Source organism: Arthrobacter sp. Y3221087, assembly GCF_059089905.1.
On the sequence record NZ_JBNHFE010000001.1, the window covers coordinates 1,561,896 to 1,577,162 of the forward strand.

The window sequence follows — 15,267 nt, forward strand, 5'->3', positions numbered from 1 at the left end:
CGGTTTGACCTTGGAAGTTTTGTTGGTGATCCTGAACCGTGCCCGCAAATACTGATCGCCACCCGGCCAGCCAACCGGCCCGGGGCGCCGCTCCCGGCCGCGCCAGGCAGGCGCTTGCCCTGATGGGCTTCCTTGCCCTTTCCCTGGCCGCGTGGGCGCTGGCCTCGATTCCCATCATCCTTCATTCGGCCGGCTGGTTCGCGGAGTCAGTCAAGGCGCCGTGGATGCCGCCTGGATGGATGTTCCGCTCCATGTGGATTTCGCTCTACATCGGCGTCGCCGTTGCCGCCTGGCTGGTCTGGCGCAAAGGTGCCCTGACCAGGGGGACGCTGGCCGGCTATATCGTCCAGCTGGTGCTTAACGCAGGGTGGCCGCTGACGTTCTTCGGACTGTATCCCGTCCTGGGGACCGCTGCCCTGTGGGTGGCGTTCGCCGTCATCGCCGGCCTGGCGGTGTCCCTGGTGTTCCTGATCCTGCGTTTCGGCCCGGTGAGCGCAGGTGCCGGCTTGCTGGTGCTGCCCTACTTCTCATGGGTGGTCTTTTCCGCCAGCCTCAACCTCTACTCGGCGCTGCACAACTAGCTGCCCCGTCGTGTGAGTGATTTCACGCGCCTGCAGCCTGTTGCGCACCGCGGGCCAACTTAGAATAGATACCGGACGTAGGGGTTCTTCCGCCGGGAGCTGCGTTCGCAGCCGGCGGTTTTTCTTTGCACACGATCCATGCGCCTGGGGGCCGAACCCTGCAGGCGTGGGTGCCCCTGGACATCATCCGGTGGCCGACATCCGCGTACGAGGACGTATGCGGCTGAACCGAGGAAGGTATTTCTGTGAGCCAGACGTCAGATTCTTGTCTTGATACATGGATGGGCCGGGAGGCCCTCGCCGAGGCCATGATTCCGGTGATCGGCCGGCTGTACCGCGAAAACAACGTGGTGACCAGCATCCATGGCCGGAGCCTGATCAACAAGTCCACCATGAACATCCTCAAGGCGCACCGCTTCGCGCGCCGGATGAGCAAGGACGAATTGCTCCTTGAAGAGACTGCCCCGCTGCTGAACACCCTGGCCGGGCTTGAGCTGGGCGCGGCCGCGATCGACATTGCCCGCCTGAACCAGAAGTTCAAGGAAGAGGGCGACGGCGCCACCCTGGAGGAGTTCCTCCGCGCCGAGCTCGCCGAGATCGTGGGCAAGCGCGGCGCTGACGAGCGCACCAGCACCGACGTTGTGCTGTACGGCTTTGGCCGCATCGGCCGGCTCCTGGCCCGCCTCCTGATCGAAAAGGCCGGTGGCGGCCACGGCCTGCGCCTACGCGCCATTGTGGTCCGCCGCGGTTCCGACAACGACCTGGCCAAGCGCGCCAGCCTGCTGCGCCGCGACTCCGTGCACGGCTCCTTCGAAGGCACCATCCGCGTCGACGAGGAAGCCAACACGATCACGGCCAACGGCGTCCGGATCCAGGTCATCTACTCCAATGATCCGGCCACCATCGACTACACCGCCTACGGCATCAGCAACGCCCTGGTAGTGGACAACACCGGCCGCTGGCGCGATGCCGAAGGCCTGTCCCAGCACCTGCAGAGCAAGGGTGTCGCCCGGGTGCTGCTGACCGCGCCGGGCAAGGGCGAGCTGAAGAACATCGTCCACGGCATCAACCACGGCACCATCGAAGACACGGACGCCATCGTCTCCGCGGCATCCTGCACCACCAACGCCATCACCCCGGTCCTGAAGGCCCTCAACGACAAGTTCGGCGTGGTCCACGGCCACGTGGAAACCGTGCACTCCTTCACCAACGACCAGAACCTGATCGACAACTTCCACAAGGGCGACCGGCGCGGCCGCTCCGCAGCGCTGAACATGGTGATCACCGAGACCGGTGCCGCCAAGGCCGTTGCCAAGGCACTGCCGGAACTGCTGGGCAAGCTCACCGGCAGCTCCATCCGCGTTCCCACCCCCGACGTATCGCTGGCCATCCTGAACCTCACCCTGGAGAACGGGACCACCAAGGATGAGGTGAACAACTACCTCCGCGAAATGTCGCTGCACTCGGACCTGCGCAAGCAGATCGACTACATCGATTCCCCCGAGGTGGTCTCCACCGACTTCGTCGGTTCCCGCCGCGCCGGGATCGTGGACGGCCTGGCCACCGTCTCCACCGACAAGAACCTCGTGGTCTACGTCTGGTACGACAACGAATTCGGCTACAGCTGCCAGGTGGTCCGCGTGATGGAGGAGATGGCCGGCGTCAACCCGCCGTCCTACCCCGCCAAGGAAAGCGCCAAGGCGCTGGCGGCCATCGCCGTCTAGCCATTTGCCGGTCACGCTAATTCCCGGCTGGTTCTCTGGAATCAGCCGGGAATCGGGACCACACTAATGGCATGGAAAAAGATTCGACACTCCAGCACGACACCACCCTGGAACACGCCCTTGATGTCGCCAAGGCCAACCACAAGGAAGCCCTCCGTCTCCTTGAGGGGGCACGCGCGGCATACAAGGCAGGCGATGTCGGCGAGGACAGGGTACGCCAACTCGAGGGCCTCCTGGCCATTGCCGAAGAGGATCTCCGGCGGGTGATGCGGGAGCAGTAACCGCCCCCGAATGATCCGTCACCCGCCCTCCACACTGTGGAAATCGGCGAGCGGGAGCAGACGTTGTCCTAGGTTGGTGGGATGGATGACGTCAGCTCCCGGCAGGGAAAGCCGTGACCTTGAGCTGGTCCGCCTACCGGCGGGCACGCCGCCGCTCCCGGCAGGCCTGGACCATATTGGCCTTGGCCGCTGTTTCCGTTGTTGCGGCCCTTGCCTGGTTCTTTGCCGCGGGTCAGTTCGCCCTCGCGGAACCGCCGCTGGCAGGCCCTTCCGAAGCGCCCGTCTTCGATCCCGCCTGGATGAAGCCGGTGGTACCCGTCAACCCGGTCCCCGGGGGACGCGCCCTTGATGCCCTGGAGGTGCTGCCCGTCAAGGGCCGGGCAGCCAAGGAGGGCTACAACCGGGAAGCCTTCGGCCAGGCCTGGTCTGATGTCGACCGGAACGGATGCGATACCCGCAACGACATCCTCCGCCGCGACCTGGCGGACGTTGTCTTCGCCGAAGGCTCAAGTTGCCGGGTGTCGGCCGGCCGCTTCCACGAACCCTACACCGCGCAGCACATCGATTTCCGCCGGGGCCAGGACAGCAGCCGGGCAGTCCAGATCGACCACGTCGTGGCCCTCGCGGACGCCTGGCAAAAGGGCGCCCAGCGGTTGACTCCGGGCCAGCGCCAAAGCCTTGCCAATGATCCCTTGAACCTCATCGCCGCGGACGGGCCGGCCAACCAGCAGAAAAGCGCCGGCGACGCCGCCACCTGGCTTCCCGCAAACAAGTCCATCAGGTGCCACTACGTAGCTCGCCAGATCTCCGTCAAGGCCGCGTACAGCCTCTGGGTGACCGACGCGGAGAAGGACGCGATGGAGCGCATCCTCGGCTCCTGCCCGGACCAGCAGACGGTGCGGGCCCGCTGACACGCGCCACCTCCCGGTACCCGCGGCCGGCTAGTGTCCGAACGGGTCCGGATCCACCCCCGGCATCCAGGTCAGGCCTGGCACACCCCAGCCGTTCTTCTTGGCCTGTTTCATAGCCTTGCGGGAGTAGCGGTCCATAAGCCGGTTGACGTAGAGCTTTCCGTCCAGGTGGTCGTATTCGTGCTGGATGACCCTGGCGAACCAGCCGGTGGCCTCGAACTTCACTGGATGCCCGAATTCGTCAAAACCCTCCACCCGGGCCCATTCGGCACGCTTGAGGGGATACACCTCCCCGGGGAAGGACAGGCAGCCCTCTTCTTCCTCGTCCGGGTCCGGAGCGGCACCGGAGATTTTGGACAGCGTCAGGACGGGGTTGACCAGCACGCCGGTAGGTGGAGCACCGTCGTCGTTTGCGTACTTGTAGACAAAAATCCGCTTAGCGACGCCGATCTGGGGGGCCGCGAGGCCCACGCCGTTAGCGGCATCGTTCGTTTCGAACATGTCGGCAATCAAGGCCCGCAGGTCGTCGTCGAACACCTCAACCTCGGAGGCCCGGCGGTGCAGCACGGGTTCTCCCCAGATGGTGATTGGCAAAACGGTCATGTCAGTGGTCCTTCGGCTTGCGGCCCTGGCCGAGGACCGGGGCGATGCTGCAATAACAAAGGAGGCCGTACCGGATATCCGGTACGGCCTCCTTCTCGGACGGCCACCTGCCGTCCCGTGAGGGTGAGCGACGGGGGTTGAACCCGCGACCTCCTGGACCACAACCAGGCGCTCTGCCAACTGAGCTACGCCCACCATGTTTCCTGCAAAATGGCCGGTTTCCCGGCCCCCTGGAAAGGCAACTCAAATAGCTTACCTGCTCTTCCGGGGTGCTTTGTCCACTTTTGGCCTTTTCGGGAAAAATTCCTGGAAACGTGGCGCAGATTACGCTTCCGGCAGCCCGGCCGTTTCCCCCGCCGTGATGCGGCGGGCAATCTGCTGTGCCGTTGCGCTGTCCGGTCCGGGGGCGGGGACGAACACCGCCTCGCGGTAGTAGCGGAGCTCATCGATGGAATCCTTGATGTCCCCCAGTGCCCGGTGGCCGCCCTTTTTCGCGGGGGACTGGAAGTAGGCACGCGCGTACCAGCGGCGGGAGAGTTCCTTGATGGTGCTGACGTCGATGACCCGGTAGTGCAGGTGTTCCACCACAGCGGGCATGTCCCGGGAAAGGAACACCCGGTCAGTACCCACCGAGTTCCCGCCCAGCGGAGCCTTCCGCGGGTCCGGCACCCATTCCGCGATGTACTCCATGACTGCGGCCTCTGCCTCGGCCATGGTCTTGCCGGACGGAAGCTCCTTAAGGAGGCCGGACTTGGTGTGCATATCCCGGACGAAGTCGTTCATCTGTGCAACAGCGGCATCATCGGGCTTAATGACCACGTCCACGCCGTCGCCAAGGATGTTCAGTTCGGAGTCGGTGACCAGGGCCGCCACCTCGATCAGGGCATCGTTCTTGATGTCCAGTCCGGTCATTTCACAGTCGATCCAGACGATTCGTTCGTTAGAGATAGGCACCGGACCAGCCTACCGTTACACCTCCCGCCAGCCGGCCGGTGCTAGGATTTCGGGTACGCGGCGGGTCGCCCTGCTGTCGGACGAAAAGCGCCCCGGACGGCTGTGCTGCCTGCCGGACACGAGCCGCGCACACGCAAAAAGATTGGACGATCCTGACATGACGGCGCCTTTGCCCGCGGCGGGGGAGCTGGCGGCCGGCGCCACTGCCGAAGCGGGCACTGCCGGCATGGACAATCCCCGCTCCCCGCTCCTTGCCGGCTTCATTGGCTCCATGTTCCTGCTGGTCGGCTCGCTCGGCGTGGGCTGGCTGGCCCCCGTCTCGGAACTGCGCCGGATGCTGCTGTTCATCTGGATGCGTGCCGAGGCAGCGGGAGTGGCCCTGTCCATCGTGCTGCTGGCCGTGGGTGCCATGCTGCTGGTGCGGGCCTGGCTGCGGCTTGGGCAGATAGTCCACGTCTGGGGAGCCGAGGCGCGCAGCGCCACCCTGAAGGCGGTGGCGGCCTGGGGGCTGCCCATGATGTTCTGCGTGCCGCTGTTCAGCCGTGACGTCTATGCGTACATCGGCCAGGGCCGGCTCATGGTGGAAGGCTTCAACCCGTACGAGAACGGCATCTCCGCCCTGTCCAACTACTTCCAGCTGGGCGCGGACAAGATGTGGACGGAAGCTCCCGTTCCCTATGGCCAGCTGTTCCTATGGATTGAGCAGCTGGTGGTGTGGTCCACGAACGTCCAGCCGGAAGCCAGTGTGATGCTGTTCCGGCTGGTGGCGCTGGCCGGTGTAATCCTCTGCGTCATCTACGTGCCCAAACTTGCCGAACTGCATGGGATCAACCCGCACCGTGCCCTGTGGCTCACTGCCGCAAACCCGCTCTTCCTGACCAACTTCATCGCAAGCGTCCACAATGATGCGCTGATGATTGGCCTGGCGCTGGCCGGCCTCTACTACTCAGCCACCCGGCGGGTGCTCCGGGGCGTCGTGCTGGTTACCCTGTCCATCGCGGTCAAGCCCATCACCATCGTGTTCCTCCCGTTCATCGGTTTGCTCTGGGCCGGCCGGGAGGCGGGCTGGGCGCGGAAGTTTGTGTTCTGGGCTCTGACTGGCGGGCTGAGCCTGGCCCTGCTGACCCTGATGGCCTTGGTCAACGGCTTCGGTTTCGGCTGGATCAACGGGCTCTCTGCCCCCGGCAGTATCTCCATCTGGTACGCGCCTGTCGGGCTCATTGGCATGGTAGTGGCGTCCCTGGCCAACTCCTTCGGCCTCGACGGGTCCGTGCCGGCAGGCTGGGTGTTCAACGCCGGAAAACTGCTGGCTGTGGCGATCGTCGGCTGGCAAATTTTCCGGGGCGACTATGACCGCCTGGTGCGGCGGCTGACACTGGCGCTCGCGGCCGTGGTCCTGCTGGCCCCCATCATCCAGGCCTGGTACGTGGTGTGGCTCATCCCGCTGTTTGCCGTCACCGGCATCCGGAACGACTGGCAGGTCAAGGCACTCTACTTTGTGGTGTCCTTCTTCATGATCTACGCCATCTCCGACCAGCTGGAGGTCTTCCCCTACCTGCAGACCGAGGACCTGGGCTTCGCGCTCGCCCTGGCACGGGTTGCCGCGGCCGTCACCGGGCTGCTGTTCGGGCTCTACCTGATCTTCTGGGATCCGCAAACCAGGCGGCTTTTCCGCAAAGCTGGCGGGCCCATCGTCGAGCGGCCCGTTATCTAGCGGAGCTGTCCTGGCCGATCCGCCGCAGGGCCTCCCTGCGTGACAGGGGACTCATCCGGGAGGAATGCTCCGCAACGAAGGCCGCTACCCACTCCGGCGCCGTCTTTGCATACTCCCGCAGCGCCCAGCCGATCGCCTTGCGGATGAAGAATTCGGGGTCCGAAAGGTTCGGTTCAATGACCTGCGTGAGCAAAGCAGCGTCGGTGGCTTCCTTTGCCTTGAGCTGGGCGGTAATGGAAGCCCGCCTGATCCAAAAATCGGTGTCCCTGCTCCAGCTTTGGAGCACGGCTGTCATCTCCGGCCGGTGCGCCTGCAGCAGGCCGCAGAGCCGACCGGACACCCCGTCCGCAAAATCCCACCACGCCCCGCTGCGGATGATTTCCTCGTACACCGGCAGCATCTGCAGGTCTCCGGCAACCAACCGGCCGGCGGTAAGGTCAATGGCTGCGTACCGTTCCTCACGGACGCCCGCGGTGCGCCACAGCTCCAGTACGGTGCCACGGAGCTGCTTCGCGGAGGCGAAGGGAGCGGCGGCAACAGCTGACGCCACCACCCGCCGGACTTCCGGCACCTGCACGCCCAGCGAGGGCTGGCTGGACTTCATGTACGCCTGCATGCCGGCTCCCCGGACAGGATCTGCCCGCTCCCGAAGGGCGTCCCGGATCAGGCGGAGGACAGCTCCGTTGATCCGTTCCGCGACGCCCATGCGGCCACTCTAGCCTGCAGGTCGCCGGGCCGGTGTGCTGTAGGCTGGTGAGCGCTAACAAACCACGTCCGGAGCTCACTATGGCCGCCACTGAATTCACCATCTCCTCGGGCCCCTACACAGCCCTGATCACCGCACGCGGCGGAGCCCTCCGCAGCCTCCGGCACGGCGGGCGGGACCTTGTGGTGGGCTTTGGCGCCGACGGCCCCATTCCGGACTACCGCGGCGTCATCTGCGCGCCCTGGCCCAACCGCCTCGCAGACGGCAGATACACCTACGCCGGGCAGGACTATATGGCGCCAGTCAATGAGCCGGTAAGGGGGTCGGCGCTCCATGGCCTCGCCACGGACCGGGTGTGGGAAGTCCTGGAGGCCACCGGACGTGCAGTGACCCTGGGTTTCCGTGTGGAACCTGGGCCGGCATTCCCTTCGCAACTGGACTTGACGGCTGTGTATGCCCTCTCGGCGGACGGGCTGCGCTGCAGCGTAGAGGCCGTCAACACGGGCAAGGTCGCCGCACCCTACGGTGTGTGCCCCCACCCCTACCTGGTGGCCGGGCCTTCACCCCTGGACGACTGGTCAATCGAAATTCCCGCGGCGGAGTTCCTTGAGGTGACACCGGACCGGTTGCTGCCCGTGGGGATGCGGAGTGTTGACCAGCATGAGTTCGACTTCCGGACGCTGCGCCGCGTGGGGCCGCTGAAAATAGACCACGCCTTCACCGGCATCGCCCGGGACAACGATGGGCTGGCGCGCGTGCGGGTGACGGACCTGGGAGGAACGGGAGTTGAACTGGCCTGGGGCCCCGAGTGGCCGTGGGTCCAGGTCCATACGGCGGATAAGCCCACAGGTCCGGACCGGCTGGGCCTCGCCGTGGAGCCGATGACCTGCCCGCCGGACGCCTTCAACTCAGGCCGGGACGTGGTGCACCTGGTGCCGGGCGGTTCCCACTCGGCATCGTGGACTATCCGTGCCACGGGTTGACCGCAGCTGCCCGGCGGGCGTAACCCGCTAGTCGTTCCCGACGGTGGCTGCTGCCAGTGGCGCCGCTCCGGCCGGCGCTGCCCAGCCTGCCCGTGCCAGCCAGTCCGCGCAGAGGGAGGGCCACTGGGCCGTCCCCGGTTCTCCGCCCGCCAGGCCCAGGCCATGGCGGCCCTGCGGGAAGACATGCAGTTCCGCCGGGACGCCGGCTGCCATCAGCGCGCCCGCATAGCGGAGGCTGTGGCTGACCGGCACCGCCGAGTCATCGGCCGTGTGCCATAGGAACGCCGGCGGCGTAACGCTGCTGACCTGCACGTCCGGGGACAGGGCCGCGAGGACGTCCGACGGCGGTGCACCGCCAAGGAGGTTGTCCACCGAGCCCTGGTGCACTTCGTGCGTCAGGGACACGACGGGGTAGCAGAGCACGCTCAGTTCCGGGACGGCGGCGGGGACGTCCAGCCGGGGGCTGCCGGTGGCAGTGGCCGTGGACAGGGTGGCGGCCAGGTGCCCGCCGGCAGAAAACCCGAGCACGCCCACCCGCTCCGGATCCACAGGCAGGCCGTGAGCGCCGCTGCGGATGTACAGCATGGCCTCCTTGGCGTCTTCAAGGGGTGCCGGGTGCCGGTCCGGGGCCACCCGGTACCGCAGCACGAAGGCGTGGATGTCCAGCGAAGCCAGCCACTCCGCCACAGGCTCCGCCTCATGGTCCGCCTGCCTGGCGTATCCGCCGCCCGGAAGTACCAGGAATGCCGGCCGGGCGCCGCCCCCGCTTCCTGCGGCAGGTACTTCCGTCAGATCGATCGCCATGCTCATGCCACCTCGGTGCTGCGGCGCAGCGTGACCTCGCCGGTGATGGGCTGCGGCAGCTCGTCGTCATCGCCTGCCAGGGGCGCCGTCGCCTGGGTGGCGAGCCGGCCGATCTCCTCCAGCGGCAGGCGCACGGTGGAGAGGGCCGGACGGAAATCCCGAAGGGTCTCGATATCGTCAAAGCCGGCGATGGTTGCGTCGCGGGGGATCCGCAGTCCCTCCGCACGCAGCGCCGCCGCCGCCCCAATGGCCATCACGTCGTTCACGGCGAAGATGCACATCTTCGGGCCGGCCGGTTCCCCCGTTCCGGTGCTGCCGCCCTTGATCCGCGCTGCCAGCTTCAGGCCCGCCTCGTAGCCGCCGGCCCGGTTGAATGAACTGCGCAGGATTTCCGCCGGTGCCTGTCCTGCCTTGGCCAGTCCCTCCTGGAAGCCGTGGATCCGGTCGTCAGAGGTCAACAGCCCCTCCGGTCCGCCGATGATGACGAAGTCCCCGCCCCAGTGGGCGGCGAGTTCGGCGGCCAGCGCGCCGGCGAGTTCCTGGTTTGGTACCGCCACCACGTGGTAGCCCTCCTGTGCCGACGCACCCACCACCGGATGCCCGACGACGGCCACGCGCCCGCCGTTGCGGCAGTACCTGTCCAGCTCCGCCGCCAGCTCCGCGTTGTCCTCCTGGTCCTCGGTCCGTGACGACCGTGAGCCGGCGATCACGATGGAGTCGGCGCGGCGGGCGGCAAAGGCCGCCACGGCTTCCTTCTCCTCGGCGGGTGCACCGCCGGTGGTGGCCAGCAGGACCATTTTGCGCTGCTCCCGGGCCGCCTCCTGGACCCCGCGGGCGATGGCGGCGAAGTAGGGGTCGGCAATGTCGTGGACGATCAGGCCGATGAGGCCGGAGCTGGACTTTGCCAGGCCCTGGGCCTGGGCGTTGGGGATGTAGCCGAGCGAATCGGCCGCCTGGCGGACGCGGTCCGCGATGTCCTTGCCGGGCTTGCGTGCCGAGCCGTTGAGGACGCGCGATGCGGTGGCGGGGGATACCCCGGCCAGCCGGGCCACCTCGGTGAGGGTACTTGCAGCCACAGCATCTCCTGGGTGTCGTGGACCAATAAAGCATTTACCACATTATGGCGCAGAAAGTTCCATGCGGAAAGCGCTTGCCAATGCGCGCATTGGCGTGCATCATTGAGGAAGTGGGAATGCGCTTTCCCGACAGGACTTGAGTAAAACGCTCACTCACCGTGGAGGACACATGGGCTTCGAAACGAAAACGATCCGCATCGCCATGAACGGCATCACCGGCCGGATGGGCTACCGCCAGCACCTGCTGCGGTCCATCCTTCCCATCCGTGACGCCGGCGGCTTCACACTGGAGGACGGTACCCGGGTCCAGGTGGAGCCCATCCTGGTGGGACGCAACGAGGCCAAGGTCCGCGAGCTTGCCGAGAAGCACAAGGTTGCCGAGTGGAGCACCGACCTCGACGCCGTCATCAACGACCCCACCGTGGATGTTGTCTTCGACGCGTCCATGACCAGCCTCCGCGCCGCCACCCTGAAGAAGGCAATGCAGGCGGGCAAGCACATCTTCACCGAAAAGCCCACCGCGGAAACCCTCGAGGAAGCCATCGAACTGGCCCGCATCGGCAAGGAAGCAGGCGTCACCGCCGGCGTCGTCCACGACAAGCTGTACCTGCCCGGCCTCGTCAAGCTCCGCCGCCTCGTGGACGAAGGCTTCTTCGGCCGTATCCTCTCCATCCGTGGCGAATTCGGCTACTGGGTCTTTGAAGGAGACATCCAGGCCGCCCAGCGCCCGTCCTGGAACTACCGCAAGGAAGACGGCGGCGGAATGACCACGGACATGTTCTGCCACTGGAACTACGTCCTGGAAGGCATCATCGGCAAGGTCAAGAGCGTCAACGCCAAGACCGCCACCCACATCCCTGCCCGCTGGGACGAGGCCGGCAAGGAATACAAGGCCACGGCGGACGACGCCTCCTACGGCATCTTCGAGCTGGAAACCCCGGGCGGCGACGAGGTCATCGGCCAGATCAACTCCTCCTGGGCCGTCCGGGTCTACCGTGACGAACTGGTGGAGTTCCAGGTGGACGGCACGCACGGTTCCGCCGTCGCCGGCCTGAACAAGTGCGTCGCCCAGCAGCGCGCCCACACCCCCAAGCCCGTCTGGAACCCGGACCTGCCCGTCACCGAATCCTTCCGTGACCAGTGGCAGGAAGTCCCGGCCAACGCCGAACTGGACAACGGCTTCAAGCTGCAGTGGGAAGAATTCCTCCGCGACGTCGTCGCCGGCCGCGAACACCGCTTCGGCCTGCTCTCCGCCGCCCGCGGCGTCCAGCTCGCCGAGCTCGGCCTGCAGTCCAATGAGGAACGCCGCACCCTCGACATCCCGGAGATCACCCTCTAATGACCTCGCTCATCCTTCCCTCCTCCGACGGCGGCACCCGCGAGTACCGCCTCCAGGCTGCCACCACGTGGGCCCGCCCCACCGCTCCGCTGACGGCCCGGCGCGCCTACGCCGCAGCGCACGTCATTCCCGAAGTCCTTGCCGACAACACCCCCGGGGCCCCGGCCCGGCTCGACTGGGATGCCACCATGGCCTACCGGCACGAGCTGTGGTCCTACGGCCTCGGCGTTGCCGATGCCATGGACACCGCCCAGCGCGGCATGGGCCTGGACTGGGCAGCCACCCAGCAGCTCATCAAGCGCACCGGCGTGGAAGCCGCCTCGGTGGTCTCGGCAGGCAACGCAGCAACCACCGGCAAGTCCGTGCGCGATCTCGTGGCGTGCGGCGCCGGCACGGACCAGCTGGACATTGACTCCCTGCCGGCCGGGGAGGCGGGCATCAAGGCTGTCCTCGATGCCTACCGCGAGCAGATAGCGGTGATCAGCGAAGCCGGACCCAAGGTCATCCTCATGGCATCGCGGGCGCTGGCCAAGGTGGCCGCCGGCCCCGAGGACTACGTGAACGTGTACTCCACCCTGCTGCAGGAAGTGGACCAGCCCGTCATCCTGCACTGGCTGGGCACCATGTTCGATCCGGCGCTGGCCGGCTACTGGGGCTCGAACGATGTGCCTGCCGCAACCGAAACGTTCCTGAACCTCATCAAGGACAACGCGGACAAGGTCGATGGCGTGAAGGTCTCGCTGCTGGACGCCAGCCACGAGGTGGCCCTGCGTGCGGCCCTGCCCGAAAGTGTCCGCCTCTACACGGGTGACGACTTCAACTACCCGGAGCTCATCGACGGCGACGGCAGCCACCACTCGGACGCGCTGCTGGGCATCTTCGCGGCCATCTATCCGGCGGCCTCGGTGGCCCTGCAGAACTACGACGCCGGAAACGCCGCCAGGGCGCGCCAAATCCTGGACTCCACCCGCGAGCTGGGCAAGCACATCTTCAGCGCCCCGACGTTCTACTACAAGACCGGCATCGCGTTCATGTCGTGGCTCAACGGCAAGCAGCCCGGCTTCCAGATGGTGGGCGGCCTGCACTCCGGACGGTCGGTCTGCCACCTGGCCAAGACCTTTGAACTGGCAGACCAGGCGGGCCTGCTGAAAGACCCCGCCTTGGCCGCCTTCCGGATGTCTGATTACCTGCGCATCAACGGGGTGGGAGTATGAGCGATTTCTCGCGCCTGTCCATCAACAGCGCCACCACCAAGAAGTGGACCCTCGCCCAGGTCGTTGAGGGCTGCGTCAACGCCGGCATTCCCGCCATCGGCCCCTGGCGGGACCGCGTGGAGGAGGCCGGCCTGGACAAGGCCGCACGCCTGATCAAGGACGCGGGCCTGCGGGTTTCCTCCCTGTGCCGGGGTGGCTTCCTCACCGCTGCCGACGCCGAAGGCCAGGCTGCCGCCCTCGCGGACAACCGGGCCGCCATCCTGGAAGCCGTTGCCCTGGACACTAGGGAACTGTTCCTCGTGGTGGGCGGGCTGGCACCGGGGGAGAAGGACGTGGTGGCCGCACGCCAGCGCGTGGCAGACCGCCTTGCCGACCTCGTCCCGTTCGCTGAGGAGAACGGTGTCCGCCTGGTGCTGGAGCCGCTGCACCCGATGTACGCCGCGGACCGTGCGCTGATCTCCACCCTCGGCCAGGCCCTGGACCTCGCCGTTCCCTTCGACTCCTCCACGGTGGGCGTCGCCGTCGACACCTTCCATGTCTGGTGGGATCCGGAACTGAAGGCGCAGATCGAACGCGCCGGCCGCGAGAACCGGATCGCCTCCTACCAGGTGTGCGATTTCAACATGCCCATCGCCGCCGATCCGCTGCTCTCCCGCGGATACATGGGCGACGGCGTGGTGGACTTCGCCACCATCGGCACCTGGGTGCGCGATGCCGGCTACACCGGAGACATCGAAGTGGAAATTTTCAACCAGGAAATCTGGGACACGGACGGCAACATCGTCCTGTCCACGGTGAAGGAGCGCTACGCGGAGCTTGTCCTTCCGTACGCCTGACACAGTCCGGATGCCTGGATAGACCGCGGGCTCCTGCTACGTCACGGCAGGAGCCTGCGCCCCACAGAAAAGACCCGGACCGCGCATACGGCGCGGTCCGGGTCTTCTTTTGGGTGGAGGTCAGGCGTACAGTGCCGCGCAACTGCGGTAACGGGCCAGCACACCGCCGTCGTCCTTGCCCGCGGGAAGGACGACGGCGTCTGCCGCCCATTCCGGGTAGCGTCCCGCCAGTGCCGCCGCGGCCTGGCGTGCGGCGCCGTCGGCAACATATTCGCCCGGCTGCGGCAGCACAACATCAAGTCCCAGCAGCTGCGGTGCAACCTCCTGCACCGCGCCAGACTGGGCGCCGCCGCCCACCAGCAGGACCCGCCGGGCCGAGACCCCCTGGCCCTGCAGTGCAGCAAGCCCGTCGGCCAGTGAGCAGACAACGCCCTCGACGGCGGCGCGTGCCATGTTCGCCGGCGTGTAGTTCGCGCGGGTGATGCCATGCAGCGATCCTGTTGCGTCCGGCAGGTTGGGTGTGCGCTCACCGTCGAAGTAGGGAACCAGGGTCAGGCCGCCCGCTCCGGGTGCCGCGGACAGTGCCAGCCGGTTGAACTCCGGCAGGTCCACTCCCAGCAGCGCAGCTGTGGCGTCGAAAACGCGCGTTGCGTTCAGGGTGCAGACCAGCGGCAGGTAGTGCCCTGCGGCGTCGGCGAAGCCGGCAACCAGCCCGGAGGGGTCCGATGCCGGTGTTTCCGAGACGGCAAAGACCGTGCCGGAGGTGCCCAGCGACATCACGGCGTCACCCAGCCGTGCCCCGGTGCCGAGGGCAGCCGCAGCGTTGTCCCCGGCGCCGGCTGCGACGAGGGCACCCTGTGGAGTCCGGCCTGCCGCTTCGAGCGGGCCGAGGACCCTGGGCAGCACCGGCACGCGGCCGAGCGAGGCTGCCAGGACCTCCGGCAGGTAGCGGCCCTCCGCCGTCGAGTAGTACCCCGTTCCCGAGGCGTCCGAACGGTCGGTGGCCAGGGCCTTCAGCCCTTCATCGCCGCTGCCGGGGCCGTAGCCCATCAGCCGCCAGGACAGCCAGTCGTGCGGAAGGCAGACGGCGGCCACCCTGGTGGCGTTTTCCGGTTCGTTCTCCGCCAGCCAGTGCAGCTTGGTCAGGGTCAGCGAGGCTACCGGCACCGTACCGGTGGTTTCTGCCCAGTAGCGGGCGCCGGCGGCAGTGTCGCCGTCGCCCGCCGTCTTGATCAGGTCAGCGGCGGCTCCGGCGCTGCGGGTGTCGTTCCAGAGCAGGGCGGGGCGGACCACCTCGCCACCGCTGTCCAGGCAGACCATGCCGTGCTGCTGGCCTCCCACGGAGACCGCGGCAACATCGTTAAGCCCGCCCGCCCGGGCGATGGCTTCCTCGAGTGCTGTCCACCAGTGCTCCGGGTGGACTTCGGAGCCGTCCGGATGGGCGGCACGTCCCTGCCGTACCAGCGCTCCGGTGTCCGCGTCGCGGATCACCACCTTGCAGGACTGGGTGGAGCTGTCGATGCCTGCTACGAGGGCCATGG

The 15,267-nt window shown here is 67.0% G+C and carries 15 protein-coding genes and 1 tRNA gene; 9 read left to right on the forward strand and 7 right to left on the reverse strand.

Features of this window, described 5'->3' with window-relative positions; genetic code table 11:
- The first annotated feature begins 38 nt into the window (after positions 1 to 38).
- From AC5RUO_RS07420 to AC5RUO_RS07435, 4 genes are all read left to right on the forward strand, one after another.
- Positions 39 to 581, forward strand: a complete 543-nt coding sequence (locus AC5RUO_RS07420) for a TspO/MBR family protein (protein WP_494009428.1) — start codon at positions 39 to 41, stop codon at positions 579 to 581.
- A gap of 245 nt (positions 582 to 826) precedes the next feature.
- A complete protein-coding gene (locus AC5RUO_RS07425; protein WP_494103164.1) occupies positions 827 to 2,305 on the forward strand; it encodes a glyceraldehyde-3-phosphate dehydrogenase in 1,479 nt (492 codons plus the stop codon).
- Positions 2,306 to 2,376: 71 nt separating this feature from the next.
- Entirely contained in the window at positions 2,377 to 2,586 is a 210-nt protein-coding gene (locus AC5RUO_RS07430) for a hypothetical protein (protein WP_494009426.1), read from the forward strand.
- A gap of 113 nt (positions 2,587 to 2,699) precedes the next feature.
- On the forward strand, positions 2,700 to 3,497 hold the full coding sequence (locus AC5RUO_RS07435; RefSeq protein WP_494009425.1) for an HNH endonuclease family protein: 798 nt from the start codon (positions 2,700 to 2,702) through the stop codon (positions 3,495 to 3,497).
- Between the two features lie 30 nt (positions 3,498 to 3,527).
- Here AC5RUO_RS07435 and def read toward each other — a convergent pair whose 3' ends face one another.
- The 3 genes from def to orn all read right to left on the reverse strand — a co-directional run bounded on the left by def (position 3,528) and on the right by orn (position 5,054).
- Positions 3,528 to 4,100 (reverse strand): peptide deformylase, encoded by a 573-nt coding sequence (gene def / locus AC5RUO_RS07440; RefSeq protein WP_494009424.1) that lies wholly within the window; start codon positions 4,098 to 4,100, stop codon positions 3,528 to 3,530.
- 122 nt (positions 4,101 to 4,222) lie between these two features.
- Positions 4,223 to 4,295, reverse strand: a tRNA-His gene (locus tag AC5RUO_RS07445).
- A gap of 129 nt (positions 4,296 to 4,424) precedes the next feature.
- Positions 4,425 to 5,054: an oligoribonuclease gene (orn, locus tag AC5RUO_RS07450; RefSeq protein WP_494009423.1), complete on the reverse strand. Its 630-nt coding sequence runs from the start codon at positions 5,052 to 5,054 to the stop codon at positions 4,425 to 4,427.
- A 157-nt stretch (positions 5,055 to 5,211) separates the two neighbouring features.
- On the opposite strand from orn, the gene mptB reads away from it, so the two are divergent.
- On the forward strand, positions 5,212 to 6,768 hold the full coding sequence (gene mptB, locus AC5RUO_RS07455; RefSeq protein WP_494103165.1) for a polyprenol phosphomannose-dependent alpha 1,6 mannosyltransferase MptB: 1,557 nt from the start codon (positions 5,212 to 5,214) through the stop codon (positions 6,766 to 6,768).
- On the opposite strand, the gene AC5RUO_RS07460 is transcribed toward mptB, so the two are convergent.
- Positions 6,761 to 7,474, reverse strand: a complete 714-nt coding sequence (locus tag AC5RUO_RS07460; RefSeq protein ID WP_494103166.1) for a DNA alkylation repair protein — start codon at positions 7,472 to 7,474, stop codon at positions 6,761 to 6,763. The genes mptB and AC5RUO_RS07460 overlap by 8 nt on opposite strands.
- Before the next feature lie 80 nt (positions 7,475 to 7,554).
- Between AC5RUO_RS07460 and AC5RUO_RS07465 the strand changes: the two genes are divergently transcribed.
- Complete coding sequence (locus AC5RUO_RS07465) at positions 7,555 to 8,457, forward strand: aldose 1-epimerase family protein (protein ID WP_494103167.1); 903 nt, start codon at positions 7,555 to 7,557, stop codon at positions 8,455 to 8,457.
- Between the two features lie 27 nt (positions 8,458 to 8,484).
- Here AC5RUO_RS07465 and AC5RUO_RS07470 read toward each other — a convergent pair whose 3' ends face one another.
- Positions 8,485 to 9,267 carry an alpha/beta hydrolase gene (locus AC5RUO_RS07470; RefSeq protein ID WP_494050648.1) on the reverse strand — a complete coding sequence of 261 codons (783 nt, stop codon included), beginning with the start codon at positions 9,265 to 9,267 and terminating at the stop codon, positions 8,485 to 8,487.
- Positions 9,264 to 10,337 carry a LacI family DNA-binding transcriptional regulator gene (locus AC5RUO_RS07475; protein ID WP_494050647.1) on the reverse strand — a complete coding sequence of 358 codons (1,074 nt, stop codon included), beginning with the start codon at positions 10,335 to 10,337 and terminating at the stop codon, positions 9,264 to 9,266. The genes AC5RUO_RS07470 and AC5RUO_RS07475 overlap by 4 nt, the downstream gene beginning before the upstream one ends.
- A 169-nt stretch (positions 10,338 to 10,506) precedes the next feature.
- Here AC5RUO_RS07475 and AC5RUO_RS07480 point away from each other — a divergent pair, with 169 nt between their 5' ends.
- The 3 genes from AC5RUO_RS07480 to AC5RUO_RS07490 are packed head-to-tail and all read left to right on the forward strand — an operon-like array spanning position 10,507 to position 13,726.
- On the forward strand, positions 10,507 to 11,676 hold the full coding sequence (locus tag AC5RUO_RS07480) for a Gfo/Idh/MocA family protein (RefSeq protein ID WP_494103168.1): 1,170 nt from the start codon (positions 10,507 to 10,509) through the stop codon (positions 11,674 to 11,676).
- The gene (locus tag AC5RUO_RS07485; protein WP_494009416.1) at positions 11,676 to 12,890 is read left to right on the forward strand and encodes a dihydrodipicolinate synthase family protein; all 1,215 of its coding nucleotides are present in this window, start codon (positions 11,676 to 11,678) and stop codon (positions 12,888 to 12,890) included. Before AC5RUO_RS07480 ends, AC5RUO_RS07485 begins: the two co-directional genes overlap by 1 nt.
- Positions 12,887 to 13,726, forward strand: a complete 840-nt coding sequence (locus AC5RUO_RS07490; protein ID WP_494103169.1) for a sugar phosphate isomerase/epimerase family protein — start codon at positions 12,887 to 12,889, stop codon at positions 13,724 to 13,726. Before AC5RUO_RS07485 ends, AC5RUO_RS07490 begins: the two co-directional genes overlap by 4 nt.
- A gap of 120 nt (positions 13,727 to 13,846) precedes the next feature.
- Here AC5RUO_RS07490 and xylB read toward each other — a convergent pair whose 3' ends face one another.
- Positions 13,847 to 15,265, reverse strand: coding sequence for a xylulokinase (gene xylB / locus AC5RUO_RS07495; protein WP_494103170.1), 1,419 nt, complete (start codon positions 15,263 to 15,265; stop codon positions 13,847 to 13,849).
- Between the last annotated feature and the right edge of the window lie 2 nt (positions 15,266 to 15,267).